This window comes from Chelativorans sp. J32, assembly GCF_000518985.1.
Lineage (GTDB): Bacteria > Pseudomonadota > Alphaproteobacteria > Rhizobiales > Rhizobiaceae > Chelativorans.
Map to the genome: position 1 here is coordinate 98,833 of NZ_JAEQ01000016.1, position 18,091 is coordinate 116,923.

Below are 18,091 nucleotides of genomic sequence, written 5' to 3' on the forward strand. Positions count from 1 at the left end.
CGTGAAGGGAGGGTGGATTTGCGGACGTCCAAGATCATCCATGTCGTGAGCTGCCATGCCGAGGGTGAAGTAGGCGACGTGATCGTCGGCGGCGTTCAGCCGCCGCCAGGAGATACGGTCTGGGAGCAATCCCGGTTCATCGCCCGCGACGAGACCCTGCGCAATTTCGTCCTGAACGAGCCGCGCGGCGGAGTTTTCCGGCACGTCAATCTTCTCGTCCCGCCGAAGAACCCATCCGCCGACATGGGCTGGATCATCATGGAGCCGGCCGACACGCCGCCCATGTCGGGTTCGAATTCCATCTGCGTCGCAACGGTATTGCTCGACACCGGCATCCTCCCCATGCAGGAGCCGGTGACGAAAATCGTGCTCGAAGCGCCGGGCGGCTTGGTCGAGGTGACGGCCGAGTGCCGGAATGGCAAGGCTGAGCGCATTGAGGTGCGCAACGTGCCCTCCTTCGCGGACCGGCTCGGCGTTCCGCTGGAAGTGCCCGGCCTCGGCACGATCAAGGTCGATACGGCCTATGGTGGCGACAGTTTCGTCATTGTCGACGCTCGCGACCTTGGCTTCTCGATACAGCCCGACGAAGCGCGGGATATGGCGAAGATCGGGGTGAAGATCACCGCCGCGGCCAATGAACAGATCGGCTTCGCTCACCCGGAGAATCCGGAGTGGAGCCATTTTTCCTTCTGCCAGATTGCGGCTCCCGTCACGCGGGAGGCTGGCCTGCTGACAGGTGCAAACGCAGTCGTCATTCGCCCCGGCAAGATCGACCGCTCGCCCACGGGTACGGGATGCTCGGCCCGCATGGCCGTTCTGCATGCCCGAGGAGAACTTTCCGTCGGCGAAACCTTCGTCGGCCGCTCCATCATCGGTTCGGAGTTCCGGTGTAGCATTCAGTCGGAGACGAGCATCGATGGCAGGCCGGCAATATATCCACTGATCGTCGGCCGCGGTTGGATCACCGGCACGCACCAGCACATGCTGGACCCGTCCGATCCCTGGCCGGAAGGTTATCGCCTATCGGACACCTGGCCGGAGATCCTGTAGAGCGGATCGCCGCGGCGCTCCATCACTCTTCACAGCATCCATCCTGCACCGTCTGGCCATTGGCGCCGGTTGCGGTTAACTTGGGCCGATGCTGAGGTTGCCCGCTGATGAGCAAGCCCGGACAGTTTTCCAGACGCGGCATGCTGGGACTTGCGCTTGGCGCAGGCGCGTCCTGCTTTCTGCCGTCGCGAAGCTTAGGGCAGGGTAGTCAGCGGCTTCCGCCCTTTGACGTCACCTTTCTCTTTGCCGCCGACATACATGCCTGCCGGATGGCAAGCGGGCTTAGCCCCAATTGCCAGCAGGAGGGAAAGACCGACGAAAACCTGCTGAGCCACATCGCAGCCTTGAACGGGATAACGGAACACCGCTGGCCGACGGAAACCGGCGGAACCCCGAGCGGGCTTGCCAGCGCCGGCGCACCAATCGCGATGCCCGCGGGACTGATCATTGGCGGCGACATGACGGATGACGGAGGCGGCCAGATCACCCTGCCCAGCGAAGGCACTCAACTCCTGCAGTTCAGTCACCGTTATCAGCAGGGTGTGGGAGACGGCCGCGTGCATTTCCCGGTCTATGCCGGACTGGGCAATCACGATCTTGATCAGGACGGCCCGAAGCCGCATGTCGACTGGTATCGTCGCGAGTTGCGCGATTATGTCGAGATTAACCATCGGCCTGGGGTCTTTTTCAAGCCACCTGTTCCGGCGGGCAATTATGACGCTGAATCGGATTGTTATTCCTGGGATTGGGGCGGTTTGCATCTCGTCCAGCTTCACCGCTTCGGCGGTGACAAGACCAAGGATGCGGTCGACAGCTTGCCTTGGCTGAAGCAGGACCTTGCGGCGTCGGCGGGAGATGGCCGACCGGTCGTGCTGTTTCAGCATTATGGCTGGGACCCGTTCTCCTCCGAAGATTGGGACCCGGGACGGCGGACCTTCGATGACGAAGGACTGGGTCCGCCGCATTGGTGGAGCGAAGCCGATAGACGCGCGCTGCTTGGAGCCGTCGCCGGCTACAATGTGATCGGCCTTTTTCACGGACACCAGCATGAAACGCCGATGATCTACCGAGGCGATGGGCTTGACCTGTTCAAGCCAAAGGCGGCGTTCATGGGGGGCTTTGCGCTGGCACGCATCACCAACGATTTTTTAGACGTCGTGCTCGCGGAAGCTGCCGACGACAATGGAGGCGTGCTGTTCACCCACGCCTTCAGCAAGAGGATCGGTGCTGGCGGCGGATAGAGGACCGGAACTGGTCATTCGACCTTGCAGGCGCCTGCGCGCCCAAGCCGGCAGACACCTACCTCCTTTCGGCAGCGGGTTAGGCATTTTTGCCCACTGTCCGTGTCGCGATATCCTGCCATAAAACGAATGTGCCGGAATAGGCTCGCTTCACGCGTGCGGCAGCTTGGCTGGGCTATGGCCTGGAAATTACTTTGGCAATCGTCCACGGAGGGGGCGCTCGATGTCATTGCCTATGCTGAGCTGGACGCGGGAAGATGATGCGGCGATTGCCGCATTGGGTAGCGCGATGATCGCCGCCTTGAACGGTGGCATCAAGCCAGTCAAGCTTCTGGCGAGCGGCCAGTGCCGGCCACGCAGAGACATCGAACAGGCGTTGACCGCGCAAGCCGTCGAAATGATGATGCGTCTTAGTATGATCCAAGGCGAGGGGGATCAGCTGATCCCCCTTTTCCAGGCGCAGATGATCGGACCCCATCTCGTCTATTCCGATTTGCGACGGTCCATGCGTGCCGTGCGTCGGACGAAGGACCGCGATCTCTATGTCGACCCGATGTGGGAGGGGCCGGCGATCGCCAATCTTCTGGTGAGGGAGGAAGCCGAGAACGGCCTCGATATGGGTTGCGGTTGCGGGATTATCGCGCTCGCGATGTCGTCCTATTGCAGGCAGGTGACCGCGCTGGACGTCAATCCGCGCGCCCTCATGCTTACGCGCTTCAACGTGGCGCTCAACGGTATCCGGAATGTGGATGCCGTGGAATCCAACCTGTTCTCCGCCGTGCCTGGAGCAAGCTATGACCGGATCGTTTTCAATGCACCGGTCGGTATGGAGCTGATGCCGAGGAACGCTTTGGAATCGGGGGAGCAGATTCTGTTCCGCTTCTTCCGCGAACTGAACACGCATCTGCGGCCCGACGGGATCGTGCAGATGAATCTGTGTGTCAAGGATTGGAGCAAGGCCACGTTCTTTGACAATCTCGAAGAGTGGCTAAGTCCGATGGCGAACGAATACCAGGCGCTGTTCCTCGAGCTTTGGTGCGTCGATCGTGGCGTCAAGTTCGAGGTGAGGAAATGGCTTGCCCCCTTCGTCGTGCCCCACGCACACGGCAGACTGCGGAGGATAAGGCGAGGCCTTCTCTTTCTCCGGCGCGATGGAACTCAGCGGCGCGTCCAATTTGCCACGAAATATGATCAATGGGCGCGCGTTCTCGGTGCCGAATTCGGCGACGGCCTCGTGCGATGGGCAATGAGCGCGAGCAGTGAAATTCGGCCCCCTGGTCCTGATGCCGATTTCGTCGCACATCTGGAGGCGGCAAACCGCCCGCTTGGGCTTTCGGTCGCACGAGGTTTTTACGAACAACTGTTAGGCAACGTGCCATCAGCGGAGGCGAGAGGATCCGAGATTTCAGGCCGAGTTGAGCCTGGAGGTAGGTCAATTCCTTCGTTCTCAAACGCCAGAAGTCGTCTGAATGAAGATTGACCTTCGGCCGACTCGCTTCTGTCGCAATGGCCTCTCTCTCACAACCGCTGTTTCGGCAGGAGAAATCTTGCCTGCCCGATACCCAGGCATGAAGAAGCACACGGCAAAGCGATGCTCGCACCGCTGAGCACGTCTTCACTTAGACCATTCGTCAGTTTGTCGCAAAATATGGCGTTGCAACAAGCCATATGCCCGCAGCGATCAGCGCAGCACCCGCGACTCGAGTGAGAATTCGCCCGGACGGCAAAATCTTTTCGGCCAGAACGAAGATCGCAATGGCGGCGATCCAGAGGATGTTCATGACCCCGCCCACGAACAGGAGCGCCATGAGCGCCCAGCAACATCCGATGCAATAGAGGCCGTGCTTGAAGCCGAGCCGCAGAGAACCGAAAGCATCCCGGCGAAAGCCTCCGTTCCGCTGGATGAAAATCAGCGGTGCCTGACAGTTCGCCAGGCAGGCATCCTTCTGCGGTGTCCATTGATAAAGACCCGCCACGACCAGGATCATCCCGCTGAGGACATGGCTGGCACTTGCCATTGCCGGCGTAAGCAGGAGCGCTTTTTCAAGCCCCCACTGGCCCATCGTTGCAAACAGCGAGAATGCCGCCCAGGCGAGCAGATACCCGCCGGCAAAGAACCCGGTCGCGGCCAGCGGCCTTCCTTTCAAGGCCGCCTGCCGTCCCACGCCGGCATAGATAAGGATCATCGGGCCGGCCGAAGGCGTCATCATGCCGACCATCATCACCGCCCACATCGCAAACACGAACGCAAACTCGGCCCCGCTCCACGAATGGATTTCCGGCATCATCACGGAACCCGGACCCATCATGGTATCGGGCATTGTCATTCCGGACATGTCGGCATCCGCGCTTCCGCCCTCCATCCGCATGGATCCTGAAAGCCAGAAGATGTAGGACCAGGCCAAAGCGGTAACGGCTGCAAGCGCGCCGGCGACGACGATCCGGTCCCGCCGCAAAACCGTTTCAAGGACAGTCCCGGTCATTGCGCTAGTGGACGACGCCAGTCCCTGTCATGTGCAGCCTGGCAAAATGCGCATGCGAGTCTTCGAGGCTGAGCGCTATCGGTCCCTTTGTCTCGCCCCACCCGCGGCCCACTTCGCACAGATCGTATTCGAAGCCGTGCGGCAGGTTGATCCGCGCGCGGTGCTCCTGATTTGTCACCGGATTGAGAATGGGTTCGCCCCGCGCCACTACCAGTCCCGGCACGTTCACGCGCGCCGAGCGGGTCTCGGGATCGATTTCGACTTCCATGCGCGTGAACATGGGCTCGTGCACCTTCTCGAATGTGGTCGAGAAAACCTGGAAGAAGGTCGCGCCTGGTTCCGTATCCTCGCCGCTCATGATCCGCAGCAGTGCATCCCGCTGGTCATCCGATGCGCGCTCGTCAACAATGGGAACGATTTCTCCGCCGCCTTCGTGGATGGCGCCCGGCCATCTCACGATCATGCCAAGCTTCAGCCCGTCAAGCTGCGTTTCACCGTGATGGCCTTCGTCGATTTCGATGAAGCCGATGGCGTAGCAGTTGCCCTTAGTGGGGCGGGCATTGAACTGGCAGGGACAACCATATGCACAATTGCAGTGGATGAATTCCCGGCCTTTGATAGACCATTCTGTATCGGGCATCATCTCCTCCTCTTCTTCTCCGCCGTGGCTGGCGGAAGCGAACGGATGGCCCCTCAGGTCAACCTCGTATTATCCGCCGTGCCGGTCATTCAGTCGAGTTCCCCAAACGGCTTAAGCAGTTTGTCGTCAGGCCGTGCGGTATCCGGCAGCATCCTAGGCCGGAGCACCGGCTGCGCTAAGACAGTTCGGCGTCGAGGATTACCGGCGCAAGAACACGCGTATCAGCATCCGCCTGCCGGATCAGAAGGAGGCCGATTTGCTCGGCATTGCGCGTACCCGTCTCATCATCGAAACCACAAAGATCAACACGGACATGTCCGGCCTGCCGATCGCGTGGGGCATTTCGAGTTTTCCCGCCGACCGAGTGCATCTCGTCGTCGAGTGAGGTCATGCTGCGGCCCTGGCCCCCATTCACAGATTCGAAGCAATCTCCAGCGCACCGAGGATCACCACATCGTCCGCGCCCTGGGCGGCCGAAAGGCCGAAGAGGGGAGCCACACGGGCATAGCGTTCGTTAAGGCCATCATTGCCGACGATGCCGATATGGTCGCCCGAAACGAACCAACCCCGCTCACGCGCCTGGGCGAATTCATGCGCGATGATCAAGCCCGACACATAGTCGCGAATGTCTTGCGCCCGGAGCTCGCCGGCGAGCATTCCTGTGCGGGCCGAGAAGAGCTGGGAAAGAAGTACGGGCGTCCGGCTCTCCGCCACCAGCCGGGCGCCACGGTTGAAGACGTCCCAGTTCGCAGCGCCGTCCACAGCCCCGCCTGCGCTTCTGGCAATGAAGGAATGCTTGGTGAGCAGCGCGTATAGTTCGCCGGTGACGAAGGTCTGGAAAGAGGCGATGGCTCCGTCCGCTACCCGCGCCCATTTGCTGTGGGTGCCGGGTAATACGAGGGTGATGTCGTCGGCAAGCCCGAAGCCCACGATTTGCGTCTCCTCGCCACGCATCACGTCGGGAAAGGGTGATGCCGCGGGGTCGGTTAGGCCAGGCAGCAAGATCAGGTCCGAACCATTGGGGAGCGTCCGGCGCATCGTGCCCTTGGCAAGCGTCTGGGCATCCGCAGGGCAGGACGCATAGGGCACTTCCACCCACCCATTGCGGCTCGTTACCATCCCGAGAGCGATCACCGGAATCTTTCCGATGCGGTCCAGCCAGCCGCCGACGGCTTCCATCAGGCTCTCTTCGAACCTGCCATTCGTGATGAACTGGATGCCGCCGCTCTCGGTCTCCTTCTCCGCCAGCACGAAGCCCTTCCGCGTCACCAGATAGGCGCGCAGCGAAGTAGTTCCCCAGTCGACGACGATCGCGTGAGCATTTTCCTCGATATCGAGCATCAGCATTCCCCTGCTTGATTGGACTTGTCATAGGCGCATCGCGCTGATAGTGTCAATTAATGAAACATAGTCTCACTATTTGGACATAGCGATGCATCAAGACTTGAGCGGGATCCTGCCGGTCCTTCCCACGCCCTTCACGAAGGAGGGCGGAATCGACGTTCCCGCGATGCGGCGCATCGTTGCTTTCGCATTGGAGGCCGGCGTGGACGGCGTGGTGTTTCCCGGCTTTGCAAGCGAGGTCGAGACGCTTTCCGCGAGCGAGCGCGAGACCCTGCTGCAGGTCTGCGTCGAGGAAGTCGGGCGGGCCGTTCCAATCGTGGCGGGGGCCAGCGCCTCGACCGTGGAGGAGGTGGTCGGCTACGGCCGTCAGGCGCTTGCAAGGGGCGTGCGGCATTTGATGATCCAGCCCCCGAAAGCGGTGGGGAGTTCACCGGAAGCGGTCGCGGCCTTCATGGGTGAGGTGAGCCGGGGCTTGCCGGAGGCGCTGATCATTCTCCAGAATGCGCCGGCGCCGCGCGGCAGCGATCTGTCGCCGGAGACGATCCTCGATGTCGTCGGGCAGGTCCCCGCGATCGCTTATGTAAAGGAGGAGACCCTGCCCGCCGGACCCGCCATCTCTCGCCTGGTAGAGGGCGCGCCCGCGCATCTTGCCGGCGTCATCGGCGGCGGTGGATCGCGCTATGTCCTTGACGAATATGCGCGTGGCGCCTGCGCGGCCATGCCTGCGCTGGAGATTGCCGCGCAGCATGTGGCGCTCGACCGCGCCTTCCGCTCGGGCGACAAAGCGCTGGCGCGGGAAATCTATGTGCGCACGCTCCCGCTGCTCACGCTTCAGGCGGTCTACCGGATGCGGCTCACCAAACATGTACTGATGCGGCGCGGCGTTTGCGAGAACACCATCGTTCGCGCGCCTACGCCAGAGCTTGACGCGCAAGCGGTCGCTGATATCGACGCGTGCCTTGCCGAAATCGATGCGTTGGCGCTTCCCGCAGCGGTGCAGGTGCCCACCAAGATCGCGGGTGCGCTCGGATGACGGACCGCGTCGCCAGCGTCGAGGTTTTCACTCTCACGATACCGCGTGAGACGCCCTATCTCGGCGCATCGCGTCCGGGAGAAGAGCCGAATGCGCGTGGCTATCTCGTCCGCAAGGGCAACAAGACTGTCTATCCGACCTTCGACCGCAGCGTGCTGGTGCGCATCCGGACGCGGGACGGAGTGACCGGCTGGGGCGAGACTTATGGGCTGGTCGCCCCGGGTGCGGTCATCGCCATCATTGATGACCTGTTTGCCGATTTCACCATTGGCCGCGATCCCACGGATCCGGCTGCCATCCATGACGATCTCTATGACCTGATGCGCGTGCGCGGCTATACGGGCGGCTTTTATGTCGATGCACTTGCTGCCATCGATATCGCGCTTTGGGACATCGCGGGAAAGATCGCCGGAAAGCCCATCGCGGAATTGCTCGGAGGGAAGGCGAGGGCGCGCATCCCCGCCTATGTCTCCGGCCTGCCGGAGAAGACGCGAGAGGCGCGGGCCGATCTCGCGCAGCACTGGCGCGAGCGCGGCTTCACCTCATTCAAATTTGCCCTGCCGGTGGCGGATGACGGGCCTGGAGCCGAGTTCGCCACGCTGCGCGAGCGTCTCGGGCCTGATGTGCGGATTGCCTGCGACATGCATTGGGCGCATACGCCAGGAGAGGCGATCGCTCTTATCGAAGAGATGGTGCCTCACGCCCCCTGGTTTGCCGAGGCGCCCGTGCGGACGGAGAATATCGCGGGACTCGCACAGGTCTGCGCGGCCGTGGATGTGCCCATCGCGGTGGGCGAGGAATGGCGCACGGTCTACGACATGCATCACCGCGTACCGCAATGCCAAATCTCCATCGTACAGCCGGAGATGGGCCACAAGGGCATCACCGATTTCATGCGTATCGGCGCTTATGCAAGCGAGCACGGCATCGAGGTGATCCCGCATGCAACGATTGGCGCGGGCATCTTCCTTGCCGCCAGCCTGCAGGCGAGTGCCGCCCTCTCCAACATCACCGCGCATGAGTTCCAGCATTCGATCTTCGAGCCCAACCGGCACCTGATCGTAGGTGACATGGACTGCCGGGAAGGGGAGTACATCACGCCCAGCGGACCTGGTCTCGGCGTGGGGCCATCTGAAGAAGCATTGAGACTACTAAAAAGCAACTGAACCGATCGTGGAGGAGACACATATGAAAGCTCGCTTTCTCAAAGCTGCAGCCGCCTTGGCGGTGGGTGCGATGCTCGCGACGACATCGCTGACACCGGCGCTGGCCGACACGCTGAAATTCGTTTCCTGGCAGAAGGACGAGAAGGGCGTGGGTGACTGGTGGGCCTCGGTCATCGCCGAGTTCGAAAAGCGCCATCCCGAGCACAAGATCGAGTGGACGAAGGTCGAGCGCGCAGCTTACGCCGACACGATGACGACGCTCTTTGCCGGCGGCAATCCGCCCGACATCGTGCATCTCGCCTCCTTCGAGTTCCATAGCTTCGCGGACAATGGCTGGCTTGAGGACCTGACGCCTTGGATCGAGAAATCCGGCCTGAACCTCGACGGCTGGTCCGGCCAGAAGGCCTGCAACTGGCAGGGCGAGATCGTCTGCATCATGATGCTCTATTATGGGGCGATCTTCGCCTATAACGAGGAGATGCTTGCAAGCGAGGGCGTCGCGGTTCCCACGAATTGGGACGAGTTCCTTGCCGCCGCGCGCAAGCTCACCAAGGATACCAATGGCGACGGCATTCCGGACCAGTATGGCACCGGCCATGAGACAAAGGGCGGAGCCGGCCAGTATCTGGCAGAGATGGCAAGCTACCTCCTGGATGCCGGTGCCAGCTACACCAATGCGGAAGGCGAGGTGACCATCGACACGCCTGAGATGGTGGAAGGCCTGCAGCGCTGGAAGACCGTCATCAGCGAAAATCTGAGCCCGCGCGATCTTACCGCCGGCGACATCCGCAAGCTCTTCGCCGATGGCCGCATTGCCATGAGGGTGGATGGCCCCTGGCTCTACGCGATCATGGAACAAGGTGCTGCCAAGGATAAGCTGAAGCTGGCAAAAGTGCCCTTCGATCCGCCGCTCGGCGGCTCCTCGAACGTCCTCGCCATGCCGAGCGAGATCGACGAGGAGAGAAAAGAGCTCGTCTGGGATTTCATCAGCATCGCTACTTCTGACGAATTCCAGTCCTCCTTTGCCAAGCTCGCGGCATCGACCCCGCCGAGCCCGCGCGCCGATGTAAGCGCGGCCAAGGCCGAAATCCCGCACTTCGACCTGCTGGTCGAGGCGCAGCAGGCGGCAAACGCGGCCGGCGTCGACCGCATCCCCGTCGGCCTGGAGATCCCGTTCAACGAGTTCTCCAAGATGGTGCAGGAGGAATCCCAGCGGATGATCATCGAAGATCTCGATCCCGCCGAGGTCGCCAAGCGGATGCAGGAGAAGGCCGTCGCGCTTCAATAGAGCGCGATCTGCCGGGAATTGAATGCGACCGGCCGGGCACAACCCGGCCGGCATGCCCTTCGAAGGAGCGGAAGCCTCGATGAATGAAACTGCGAACCCGAGTGGCGCTGGTGATGCCCTGTTGCAGGAAGCGGAGGGCGTTACCGCACGCCTGCAAGAAGAGCGTCGCCATGCAGGCATCGCCAAGCGCGATCTCGAACCGTATCGGCGCGGCAATATCGGCATCCCCTACGCCTTCACTTTCGATAGCGGCCAAGCCGGCCCGCATATCCTCGTCACCTGCCTTGCCCACGGGAACGAACCCGGCGGCCTGGAGGCGGTCGTCGCTCTTCTGGAACGGGGGTTTCAGCCCCTGAGGGGGCGCCTTTCCCTGGCAATCTGCAATGTCGCGGCCTATGAGGCTTCCAATGGGATCGACCCTTACGGGACCCGTTTCGTGGAGGAGGATTTCAACCGCGTCTGGTCGGACGAAAAGCTTGATGGAGAGGGGCGGACCGTCGAGCTGGAGAGGGCGCGTGAACTGCGCCCGCTATTAGCCGATGCGGATTTCCTGCTCGATCTTCATGCGACGCCCTATGAGGCCTCTCCGTATTTCGTGCTGCGACCGGGCACACGCGCCATCGGCCTGGCGGAGCGGATCGGGGTGCCGCACACCCGCTTCTTCTTCAACCAGGGCAGCGCGCACGCGCCCACCCTGTCGAACTACCGGCAGTTTTCCGACCCCGACTCCCCTGCCGTCGGCATCACCCTGGAATGCGGCCTGTTCTTTGCCGCAGAAAGCAAGCAGGTGGCGCTTTCGGCAATCGCGCGGCTTTTGCAGCTTAACGGCATGATCTCGGAAGCCGATTTCCTGGCCATTGCGACAGGGCGCGATACGCGTCCACGGCGCGATATCGTCGTGGAAATTCCTGAATTCACCCGCACGGCGCAGATGCGGTTCCTGGCCCCTCCCGGCGACTTCCGGCCCTTTGCCAAGGGCGAGGTGGCCGCCTTTGATGGGGACCGGCCGGTCCTTGCGCCATTCGAGGGAGCCCTTGTGCTATGGATCAAGCAGAACTTCGAGAAGGACGTGCAGGCCTTTATGTGGGGGCGGATGGACAGCGCGGCCGATGGACCGCCCGCATGAGGAGAGGCAAGCTCATCGATCTTGCCCGGCCCAGCCGGCAGCACTGGCTCGGCTATATCCTGCTCGCGCCGGCGGTGATCCTCGTCGCCGCCATCATCGTCTATCCGCTCATCATCTCCATCGACCTCTCCTTCCAGGACGTGAAGCTGCCGCGCATGGGCGCGCCGCGCAAACCGTTCACGCTGGAGAATTACCAAAAACTGTTCTCCTCACCTGAGTTCTGGCAGACCTGCTGGGTGACGCTGAAGTTGGTCGTGGTCGTCACGATCGCCTGTCTCGCGGTGGGGCTAGGCACGGCGTTGCTCGTCAACAACCGGTTCCGCGGGCGCAGGCTGGCGCGGCTCGCCGTGGCGCTGCCCTGGGCGGTGCCGGAGGTGATCGCGACGGTGATCTTCGCCTGGATCTTCGATTCGTCCTTCGGCCTGATGGGCTGGATCTTCATCAAACTCGGCCTCGCGAACCAGATGGTGGCCTGGTTCTCCGACACCACCGCCGCATTCTGGGTGGTTGCCACCACCATGGTGTGGAAAGGCTACCCCTTCGTCTCGATCATGACCCTCGCGGGCCTTCAATCCATCCCGGAGGATTTCTACAACGCGGCCAAGGTGGACGGCGCGAATGCTTTCCAGCGCCTGCGCTGGATTACCATACCCTCTCTGATGCCGGTGCTCGGCGTCACCATGGTGCTCGTCACGCTGTGGGTCTTCCGGGACTTCTCCATCATCAAGGTGCTCACGGATGGCGGCCCGCTCAAGGCGACCCAGACGCTGTCGATCATGACCTATAACGAGGCCTTCGGCTTCTTCAAGTTCGGCTATGCCTCGGCCGTGGGCGTCATCACGCTGCTTCTATGCGTCGTGGCCAGCATGGCCATGCTCGGCCGCGGCAGCAAGGCCATGTACTGAGGATATCCGATGAAACGAACAACCTCTCAGAACATCGCGCTCTATGCCGGCGTCGTCGCCGTCTGCGCGTTCCTGCTGTTTCCGATCTATTGGCTCGTCGTCACCGCGCTGGCGACCAGCGCGGAGCTGTCGCAGCTGCCGCCGACCTTTTGGCCGGAAAGCCCGCAATGGGAGACTTTCACCAAGGTCTGGGCCGAGCGGCCGATCCCGCTCTGGCTCCTCAATTCCACACTCGCGGCGCTGGGTTCGGTCGCGCTTTCCATGTTCGTCTCCGTGCTGGCGGGCTATAGCCTGTCGCGCTTCTCGGTGCGTGGCGGGCACAGCCTCGGCCTTTTCATCCTGACGGCGAAGATGCTGCCGGCCACCCTGCTCGTCATTCCGCTCTTCAGCATCTTCCGCAGTGTCGGGTTGATCGGCAGCCTTTGGTCCCTGGTGATCGCCCATTCGACACTCATCATCCCGTTCACGACCTGGATGATGAAGGGCTATTTCGATACGATCCCGCGCGAGCTGGAGCAGGCTGCGATGGTGGACGGCTGCTCGCCGCTTTCCGCCATGGTCCGCGTCATCCTGCCGATCGCCACGCCTGGCCTTGCGGCTACAGCACTTTACGCCTTCGTGCTCTCGTGGGCCGACTACGCCTATGCGCGCACCTTCCTTACCAATGAGCAGGGAAGCTGGACGGCCAATCTCGGCATCACCACCATGAAGGGCGAATACGTCACCGACTGGAACGAGATCGCCGCCGCAGCCGTGTTCATCGCGGTCCCCATCATCGTCATCTATCTTTTCCTCGAGCGTTACCTGGTCGGCGGACTTACAGCCGGCGCGGAGAAATGACATGGCCAGCATCAGCATCCAGAACGTCCACAAAAGCTACGGGGCTCTCAACGTTCTCAAGGAATTTTCCTTGGAGATTGAGGATGGCGAGTTTGTCGTGCTCGTCGGTCCATCGGGTTGCGGTAAGTCGACGATGCTCAAGATCCTCGCAGGATTGGAGCCGGCCTCCGGCGGCCGCATCCTGATCGGCGGGCGTGACGTCACGGATCTGGCGCCCGGCGACCGTGACATCGCCATGGTGTTCCAGAACTACGCGCTTTATCCGCATCTGACCGTGCGCGACAATATCGGCTTCGGCTTGAAGATGCGCGGCGTTCCTGCTGCCGAGATCAGGCGACGCGTGGACGAGGCTGCGCGCATCCTCGCCGTCGAGCATCTCCTGGACCGCCGGCCCAAACAGCTTTCGGGCGGGCAGCGCCAGCGCGTGGCGCTTGGACGCGCCATCGTGCGTGAGCCGCAGGCATTCCTGATGGACGAGCCGCTGTCGAACCTCGATGCGAAGCTGCGCGTCCATATGCGTGCGGAGATCAGCGCGCTTCACAAGCGCATCGGCGTGACCACAATCTATGTCACCCATGATCAGATCGAAGCCATGACGATGGCCGACCGCGTCGTCATCATGAAGGACGGAGTGATCCAGCAGATCGCCGATCCCGACACGCTGTTCCAGAAACCGAAGAACCTGTTCGTGGCAAGCTTCATCGGCTCGCCAGGGATGAATTTCCTCGCCGCCGCACCGGCGAATGGCGCGGCGATCAGGCTCTTCGGCAAGGAGGTGCCGGTCAATGTCAATGCCGACCGCTTGATGCAAGCGCATTCGAATGGCGGCATCGTCGCGGGCATCCGCCCCGAATACATCTCCACCGATGGCGGTGGCACGGAATTCATCGTCCGCCCAAGCCTAATCGAGAGCCTTGGCTCGGAAAAATACGTCTATTTCGATGCCGGAGAGCACACCTTCAGCGGACTCAACGACGAGGAGGCTCGCAAGGGACTGATCGCCCGGCTCGCCCATTCGAGCCCGCTTGCAGAGGGACAGGAGCTGAAGCTCTCCTTTGATCCGGCTCGGCTTCATCTGTTCGAAGGAAAAAGCGGCGAGGCGCTGAACTGACATGACTTTCCTGGTTACCGGCTCGGCCGGCCGCGTGGGACGCGCCACGGTCGAACAGCTCCTTGCGCGCGGGGACACTGTCCGCGGTTTCGACCTGAACGCCTCCGGCAATCCGTCGCCCGGCTATTCCGAGATAACGGGCTCTTTCGACGATGCCGAGGCCTGCTCGCGTGCCGTTGAGGGAGTGGATACGGTCCTCCATCTCGGCGCCTTCATGTCCTGGAAGCCGCAGGACCGCGACAGGCTCTTCCGCGCCAATGTCGAGGGAACGCGTGTTCTTCTTGACGCGGCGGCGGACGCGGGGGTGCGCCGTTTCGTCTTCGCCAGCTCCGGCGAGGTGTATCCGGAGAACAAGCCGCAATTCCTGCCCATCACGGAAGAGCATCCGCTCAACGCCAATTCCCCCTATGGCCTGAGCAAGCTTTTGGGAGAGGAGCTCGTGCGCTTTCATCAGCGCTTGGGGCACATGGAAACGGTGATCCTGCGCTTCTCCCACACGCAGGATGCGAAAGAATTGCTGGATCCGGACAGTTTCTTCTCAGGGCCACGCTTCTTTCTGCGTCCCCGTATCCGGCAGCAGGAGGCCTTCGGCAATCATGCCGCCGCCGAATTGCTGCGCGCCGCCGATCCCGGCCGGGAAGCGCATATCCTCGCCTGGAACGAGAACGGCCGCCCGTTCCAAATGCATATTACGGAAACACGCGACATGGTGCGCGGCGTCCTGCTTGCCGCGGACAGGCCGGAGGCTGTAGGGGAGACCTTCAATCTTGGCGCCACGGATCCGGTCGACTTTCCGAGGCTCCTCGACGCGATGTCGGCGGTGACGGGATTGCCGGTAATGCGGATCGATCTCCCCGGGCCTGGCGTCTACTATCACACCTCGAATGCGAAGATTCGCAGCCTGCTTGGATATGAGCCCGAATGGTCGATCGAACGGATGTTGAGCGAGGCGGCAGACGCATGGCGGTCGAGGAAGCACTGACCGTTCGCGAGGAGCCGGATGTGCCGGTCGGCGCCGCCGCGCTCGCCAAGGGTCTCACCTTGCTCGACATGGTGGCGGATGCCAGCCGCCCCGTGCGCTTTGCCGAACTTTTGAAGCGCTCGGGCCTGCCCAAGCCGACCTTTGCCCGCATCCTGCGCACATTGATCGCGTTCCGCCTCGTCCGCCACGACGAGAAGACCGGCACCTATACGCTGGGCCAGCGCTTCCTCGAATTGTCGCACCGGGTTTGGGACACGTTCGACCTGAACTCCGCCGCTCTCCCGGAACTGGAGCGCCTTTCCGCCGAACTCGGCGAAACGGTCGCGCTCTGCCGGCTCGAGGGCGAGCAGGTCGTCTATGTCGAGCAGCGCTCGGGCGACGGTCTCGGCGTGCGGGTCGATGCGGGGCGGCGCGTGCCGATCCACTGTACCGCCGCGGGCAAGGTGCTGCTTGCCTTCCAGGAGCCCGCACTTGCACGCGCGCTCAGCGCCCGCCTCAAGCTGGAGCGCTATACGGATAAGACCATCACCGACCAGCAGCAGCTCCAGGCCGACATGACGCTGACCAGGGCTCGGGGCTACGCGGTCTCCTATGAGGAGCATCTGCCGGGGGTAAATTCGGTAGCGGCTCCCATTACCGGGCAGGATGGCACGCCCGTCGGCGCTCTCGTCGCGCTCGGGCCCTCTTCACGGCTTAATGCCGAGAACATTCATCCGACGGGGCGCGAGCTGATGGCCGCCGCGCGTCGCATCACCGGCTATGCGGGGACCGTGGCCATCAGTTCCGGCCCGCGCCCACGCTCTTCCTCCGCTTCTTCCATTCCCGTCACCTGCGTGCTCCCCTGGGGGGCGCAGCTTGGAGAAGCGCCGGTCTGGATCGACAGCGAAGAACGGCTTTACTGGGTCGACATCCTGCATCCCGCGGTTCACCGCTTTGATCCGAAGACAGGCCGCAACGAGAGCAGCGACGTGGACAAGCTCGTCAGCGCTGTTTTCCCGTCGGCGGACGGCTCCCTGCTCGTTGCCTCTCAGGACGGGATAGAGCGGTTCGATTTCGCCCAGGGCGTTTTCACGACGTTCGCCGAGCCCGAGGCGGGCCTGACGGACAATCGGCTCAACGACGGCAAGGTGGACGCGGCGGGCGCGATCTGGGTTGGTTCCATGCGGCTGGACGCCAGCCGTCCAACAGGCGGGCTCTACCGGATCGCCGCCGACGGCGCCGTCGAGCGGAAGGAGACCGGCATCACGGTGGCCAACGGTCTCGACTGGAGCCCGGACGGCCGGACTTTCTATTTCGTCGATACCGTCCCCGGCCATATCTACGCCTATGACTGCGATCCGGCGAGCGGAACGATCGCCAATCGCCGGGTTTTCGTTACCATTCCGATGGAAGAGGGCAGGCCTGACGGCATCGCCGTGGACGCGGAAGGGGGTGTCTGGTGCGCGATCTGGGACGGCTGGCGCGTCAATCGCTATCGCGCCGACGGTACGCTGGACAAGGTCATCGATCTACCCGTGCCGCGCCCGACAAGTGTTGCCTTCGGGGGCCCTGACCTGGCGACACTCTACATCACAAGCGCGCGCACGCGCTTGCCCGCCTCTACTCTTTCCGAAGCACCGCTTTCCGGCGGTATCTTTGCCTGTAGGCCAGGTGTGAAGGGCGTGCCGGCCCACCGGTTCGGGCAGAAGAGAGATTAGCGATGGCGCACAGCTACGGAGGGATATTCCGGCTTGATGGCCGCACGGCGCTCGTTACCGGGTCCAGCCGCGGCATTGGCGCGGCCGTCGCCAGGGGCCTTGCGGAATTCGGTGCGAAGGTGGTGGTTCATGGCCAGACGCCCGACTCCACGCGAGTCACCACGGAGGCGATCGTCGAAGCTAGCGGCTCTTGTGTGGCAGTGCACGGTGATCTCGCCGCGGCCGGCGCCGGGCGTGATCTGGTCCGCCGGGCGGAGGACGAGGCGGGGCCGCTCGATATCCTGGTCATCAACGCCTCGGCCCAGATCAATGGCACGCTCGACACCGTCACGGACGAGGATTTCGAGACGCAGGTGAACGTCAATCTGCGCTCTACGGTCGAGATGTTGCAGGCTTCTTTGCCCGGCATGGCGGAACGCGGCTGGGGACGCGTCGTCAGTATCGGCTCGATCAACCAGTTGCGGCCGAAGGGGATTGTCTCGATCTATGCGGCGACCAAGGCGGCCCAGCATAATCTCGTGCAGAGCCTCGCGCGTGATTATGCGCCGAAAGGCGTACTTCTCAACACGCTTGCTCCCGGCCTGATCGATACCGATCGCAATGCCGGGCGCCGCGATGCGGATCCGGAGGCTTGGGCGGCCTATGTGCGGCAATTGAACTGGATGGGACGCGCCGGTCATGTGGATGAGATGGTGGGTGCAGCCATCTTTCTGGCTTCGGAAGCCTGCAGCTTCATGACCGGCGAGGCCATCTTTCTCTCCGGCGGGTACTGATAACCAACGGACGATGGCGGCTCAAGGCACATAGATGAGGCTCAGTTCCATAAGATATCTTATGCGAACTCGATCTGTAGCCGCAAAGTTAAAGTGTCCTGTTTCTGCAATGTAAGAATGTCACTCTCCCCGGGTTTTAGATGACCTGGGAGATTGCGGATGGGATTGATTGCGATGAGCGAGCGTGATCTGCAGCGGATTGAGGTTTTGTCGAAGGTCATCGATGGTCGGATGACGCTGGTAACGGCCGCTCATGTTCTGGGGTTAAGCACGCGCCAGGTGCGTCGACTGCTGGAGCGGATCCGGACGGATGGTGCCGCATCGATCCGGCACAAGGCGATTGGTCGGCCATCGAACAACCGGATCAGCGACGGCGTTCGGGATTATGCAGTAACGCTGGTTCGCGAACGCT

At 62.4% G+C, this 18,091-nt stretch carries 17 protein-coding genes and 1 pseudogene; 15 read left to right on the top strand and 3 right to left on the bottom strand.

The annotated features are described in order from the left end of the window. The first annotated feature begins 18 nt into the window (after positions 1–18). From CHEJ32_RS0118425 to CHEJ32_RS26365, 3 genes are all read left to right on the top strand, one after another. A complete protein-coding gene (locus tag CHEJ32_RS0118425) occupies positions 19–1,050 on the top strand; it encodes a proline racemase family protein (protein ID WP_028035105.1) in 1,032 nt (343 codons plus the stop codon). 107 nt (positions 1,051–1,157) lie between these two features. Beyond that, positions 1,158–2,291, top strand: a complete 1,134-nt coding sequence (locus tag CHEJ32_RS25290) for a metallophosphoesterase (RefSeq protein ID WP_034658737.1) — start codon at positions 1,158–1,160, stop codon at positions 2,289–2,291. Between the two features lie 223 nt (positions 2,292–2,514). After that, positions 2,515–3,771, top strand: coding sequence for a methyltransferase (locus tag CHEJ32_RS26365; protein WP_084032853.1), 1,257 nt, complete (start codon positions 2,515–2,517; stop codon positions 3,769–3,771). Positions 3,772–3,922: 151 nt separating this feature from the next. On the opposite strand, the gene CHEJ32_RS0118440 is transcribed toward CHEJ32_RS26365, so the two are convergent. Further along, positions 3,923–4,774 (bottom strand): DUF2182 domain-containing protein, encoded by an 852-nt coding sequence (locus CHEJ32_RS0118440; protein WP_028035106.1) that lies wholly within the window; start codon positions 4,772–4,774, stop codon positions 3,923–3,925. A gap of 4 nt (positions 4,775–4,778) precedes the next feature. Continuing rightward, positions 4,779–5,414, bottom strand: coding sequence for a DUF1326 domain-containing protein (locus tag CHEJ32_RS0118445; protein WP_028035107.1), 636 nt, complete (start codon positions 5,412–5,414; stop codon positions 4,779–4,781). A gap of 184 nt (positions 5,415–5,598) precedes the next feature. Between CHEJ32_RS0118445 and CHEJ32_RS27465 the strand changes: the two are divergent. Continuing rightward, a pseudogene (locus CHEJ32_RS27465) lies at positions 5,599–5,799 on the top strand (UTRA domain-containing protein); the annotation flags it as partial. A gap of 26 nt (positions 5,800–5,825) precedes the next feature. On the opposite strand, the gene CHEJ32_RS0118455 reads toward CHEJ32_RS27465, so the two are convergent. Continuing rightward, positions 5,826–6,755, bottom strand: coding sequence for a 2-dehydro-3-deoxygalactonokinase (locus tag CHEJ32_RS0118455; RefSeq protein WP_034658759.1), 930 nt, complete (start codon positions 6,753–6,755; stop codon positions 5,826–5,828). 91 nt (positions 6,756–6,846) lie between these two features. Here CHEJ32_RS0118455 and CHEJ32_RS25300 point away from each other — a divergent pair, with 91 nt between their 5' ends. From CHEJ32_RS25300 to CHEJ32_RS0118510, 11 genes are all read left to right on the top strand, one after another. Further along, positions 6,847–7,791 carry a dihydrodipicolinate synthase family protein gene (locus CHEJ32_RS25300; RefSeq protein ID WP_051469753.1) on the top strand — a complete coding sequence of 315 codons (945 nt, stop codon included), beginning with the start codon at positions 6,847–6,849 and terminating at the stop codon, positions 7,789–7,791. Continuing rightward, entirely contained in the window at positions 7,788–8,957 is a 1,170-nt protein-coding gene (locus CHEJ32_RS0118465; RefSeq protein WP_028035110.1) for a mandelate racemase/muconate lactonizing enzyme family protein, read from the top strand. The genes CHEJ32_RS25300 and CHEJ32_RS0118465 overlap by 4 nt, the downstream gene beginning before the upstream one ends. A 22-nt stretch (positions 8,958–8,979) precedes the next feature. After that, positions 8,980–10,245: a sugar ABC transporter substrate-binding protein gene (locus tag CHEJ32_RS0118470; protein WP_028035111.1), complete on the top strand. Its 1,266-nt coding sequence runs from the start codon at positions 8,980–8,982 to the stop codon at positions 10,243–10,245. 79 nt (positions 10,246–10,324) lie between these two features. Next, positions 10,325–11,371, top strand: coding sequence for a succinylglutamate desuccinylase/aspartoacylase family protein (locus tag CHEJ32_RS26370; protein WP_198023883.1), 1,047 nt, complete (start codon positions 10,325–10,327; stop codon positions 11,369–11,371). Next, on the top strand, positions 11,368–12,276 hold the full coding sequence (locus CHEJ32_RS0118480) for a carbohydrate ABC transporter permease (RefSeq protein WP_028035112.1): 909 nt from the start codon (positions 11,368–11,370) through the stop codon (positions 12,274–12,276). Before CHEJ32_RS26370 ends, CHEJ32_RS0118480 begins: the two co-directional genes overlap by 4 nt. Positions 12,277–12,285: 9 nt before the next feature. Then, positions 12,286–13,116: a carbohydrate ABC transporter permease gene (locus tag CHEJ32_RS0118485; protein WP_028035113.1), complete on the top strand. Its 831-nt coding sequence runs from the start codon at positions 12,286–12,288 to the stop codon at positions 13,114–13,116. A 1-nt stretch (position 13,117) separates the two neighbouring features. Next, on the top strand, positions 13,118–14,227 hold the full coding sequence (locus CHEJ32_RS0118490) for an ABC transporter ATP-binding protein (protein ID WP_028035114.1): 1,110 nt from the start codon (positions 13,118–13,120) through the stop codon (positions 14,225–14,227). Between the two features lies 1 nt (position 14,228). Next, entirely contained in the window at positions 14,229–15,209 is a 981-nt protein-coding gene (locus tag CHEJ32_RS0118495) for an NAD(P)-dependent oxidoreductase (protein ID WP_028035115.1), read from the top strand. Beyond that, positions 15,188–16,906 carry an SMP-30/gluconolactonase/LRE family protein gene (locus CHEJ32_RS0118500; protein ID WP_028035116.1) on the top strand — a complete coding sequence of 573 codons (1,719 nt, stop codon included), beginning with the start codon at positions 15,188–15,190 and terminating at the stop codon, positions 16,904–16,906. The genes CHEJ32_RS0118495 and CHEJ32_RS0118500 overlap by 22 nt, the downstream gene beginning before the upstream one ends. Before the next feature lie 2 nt (positions 16,907–16,908). Continuing rightward, a complete protein-coding gene (locus CHEJ32_RS0118505) occupies positions 16,909–17,679 on the top strand; it encodes an SDR family NAD(P)-dependent oxidoreductase (protein ID WP_034658738.1) in 771 nt (256 codons plus the stop codon). 159 nt (positions 17,680–17,838) lie between these two features. Continuing rightward, the coding region (locus tag CHEJ32_RS0118510; RefSeq protein ID WP_028035118.1) for a helix-turn-helix domain-containing protein at positions 17,839–18,091 on the top strand (253 nt) is incomplete at its 3' end.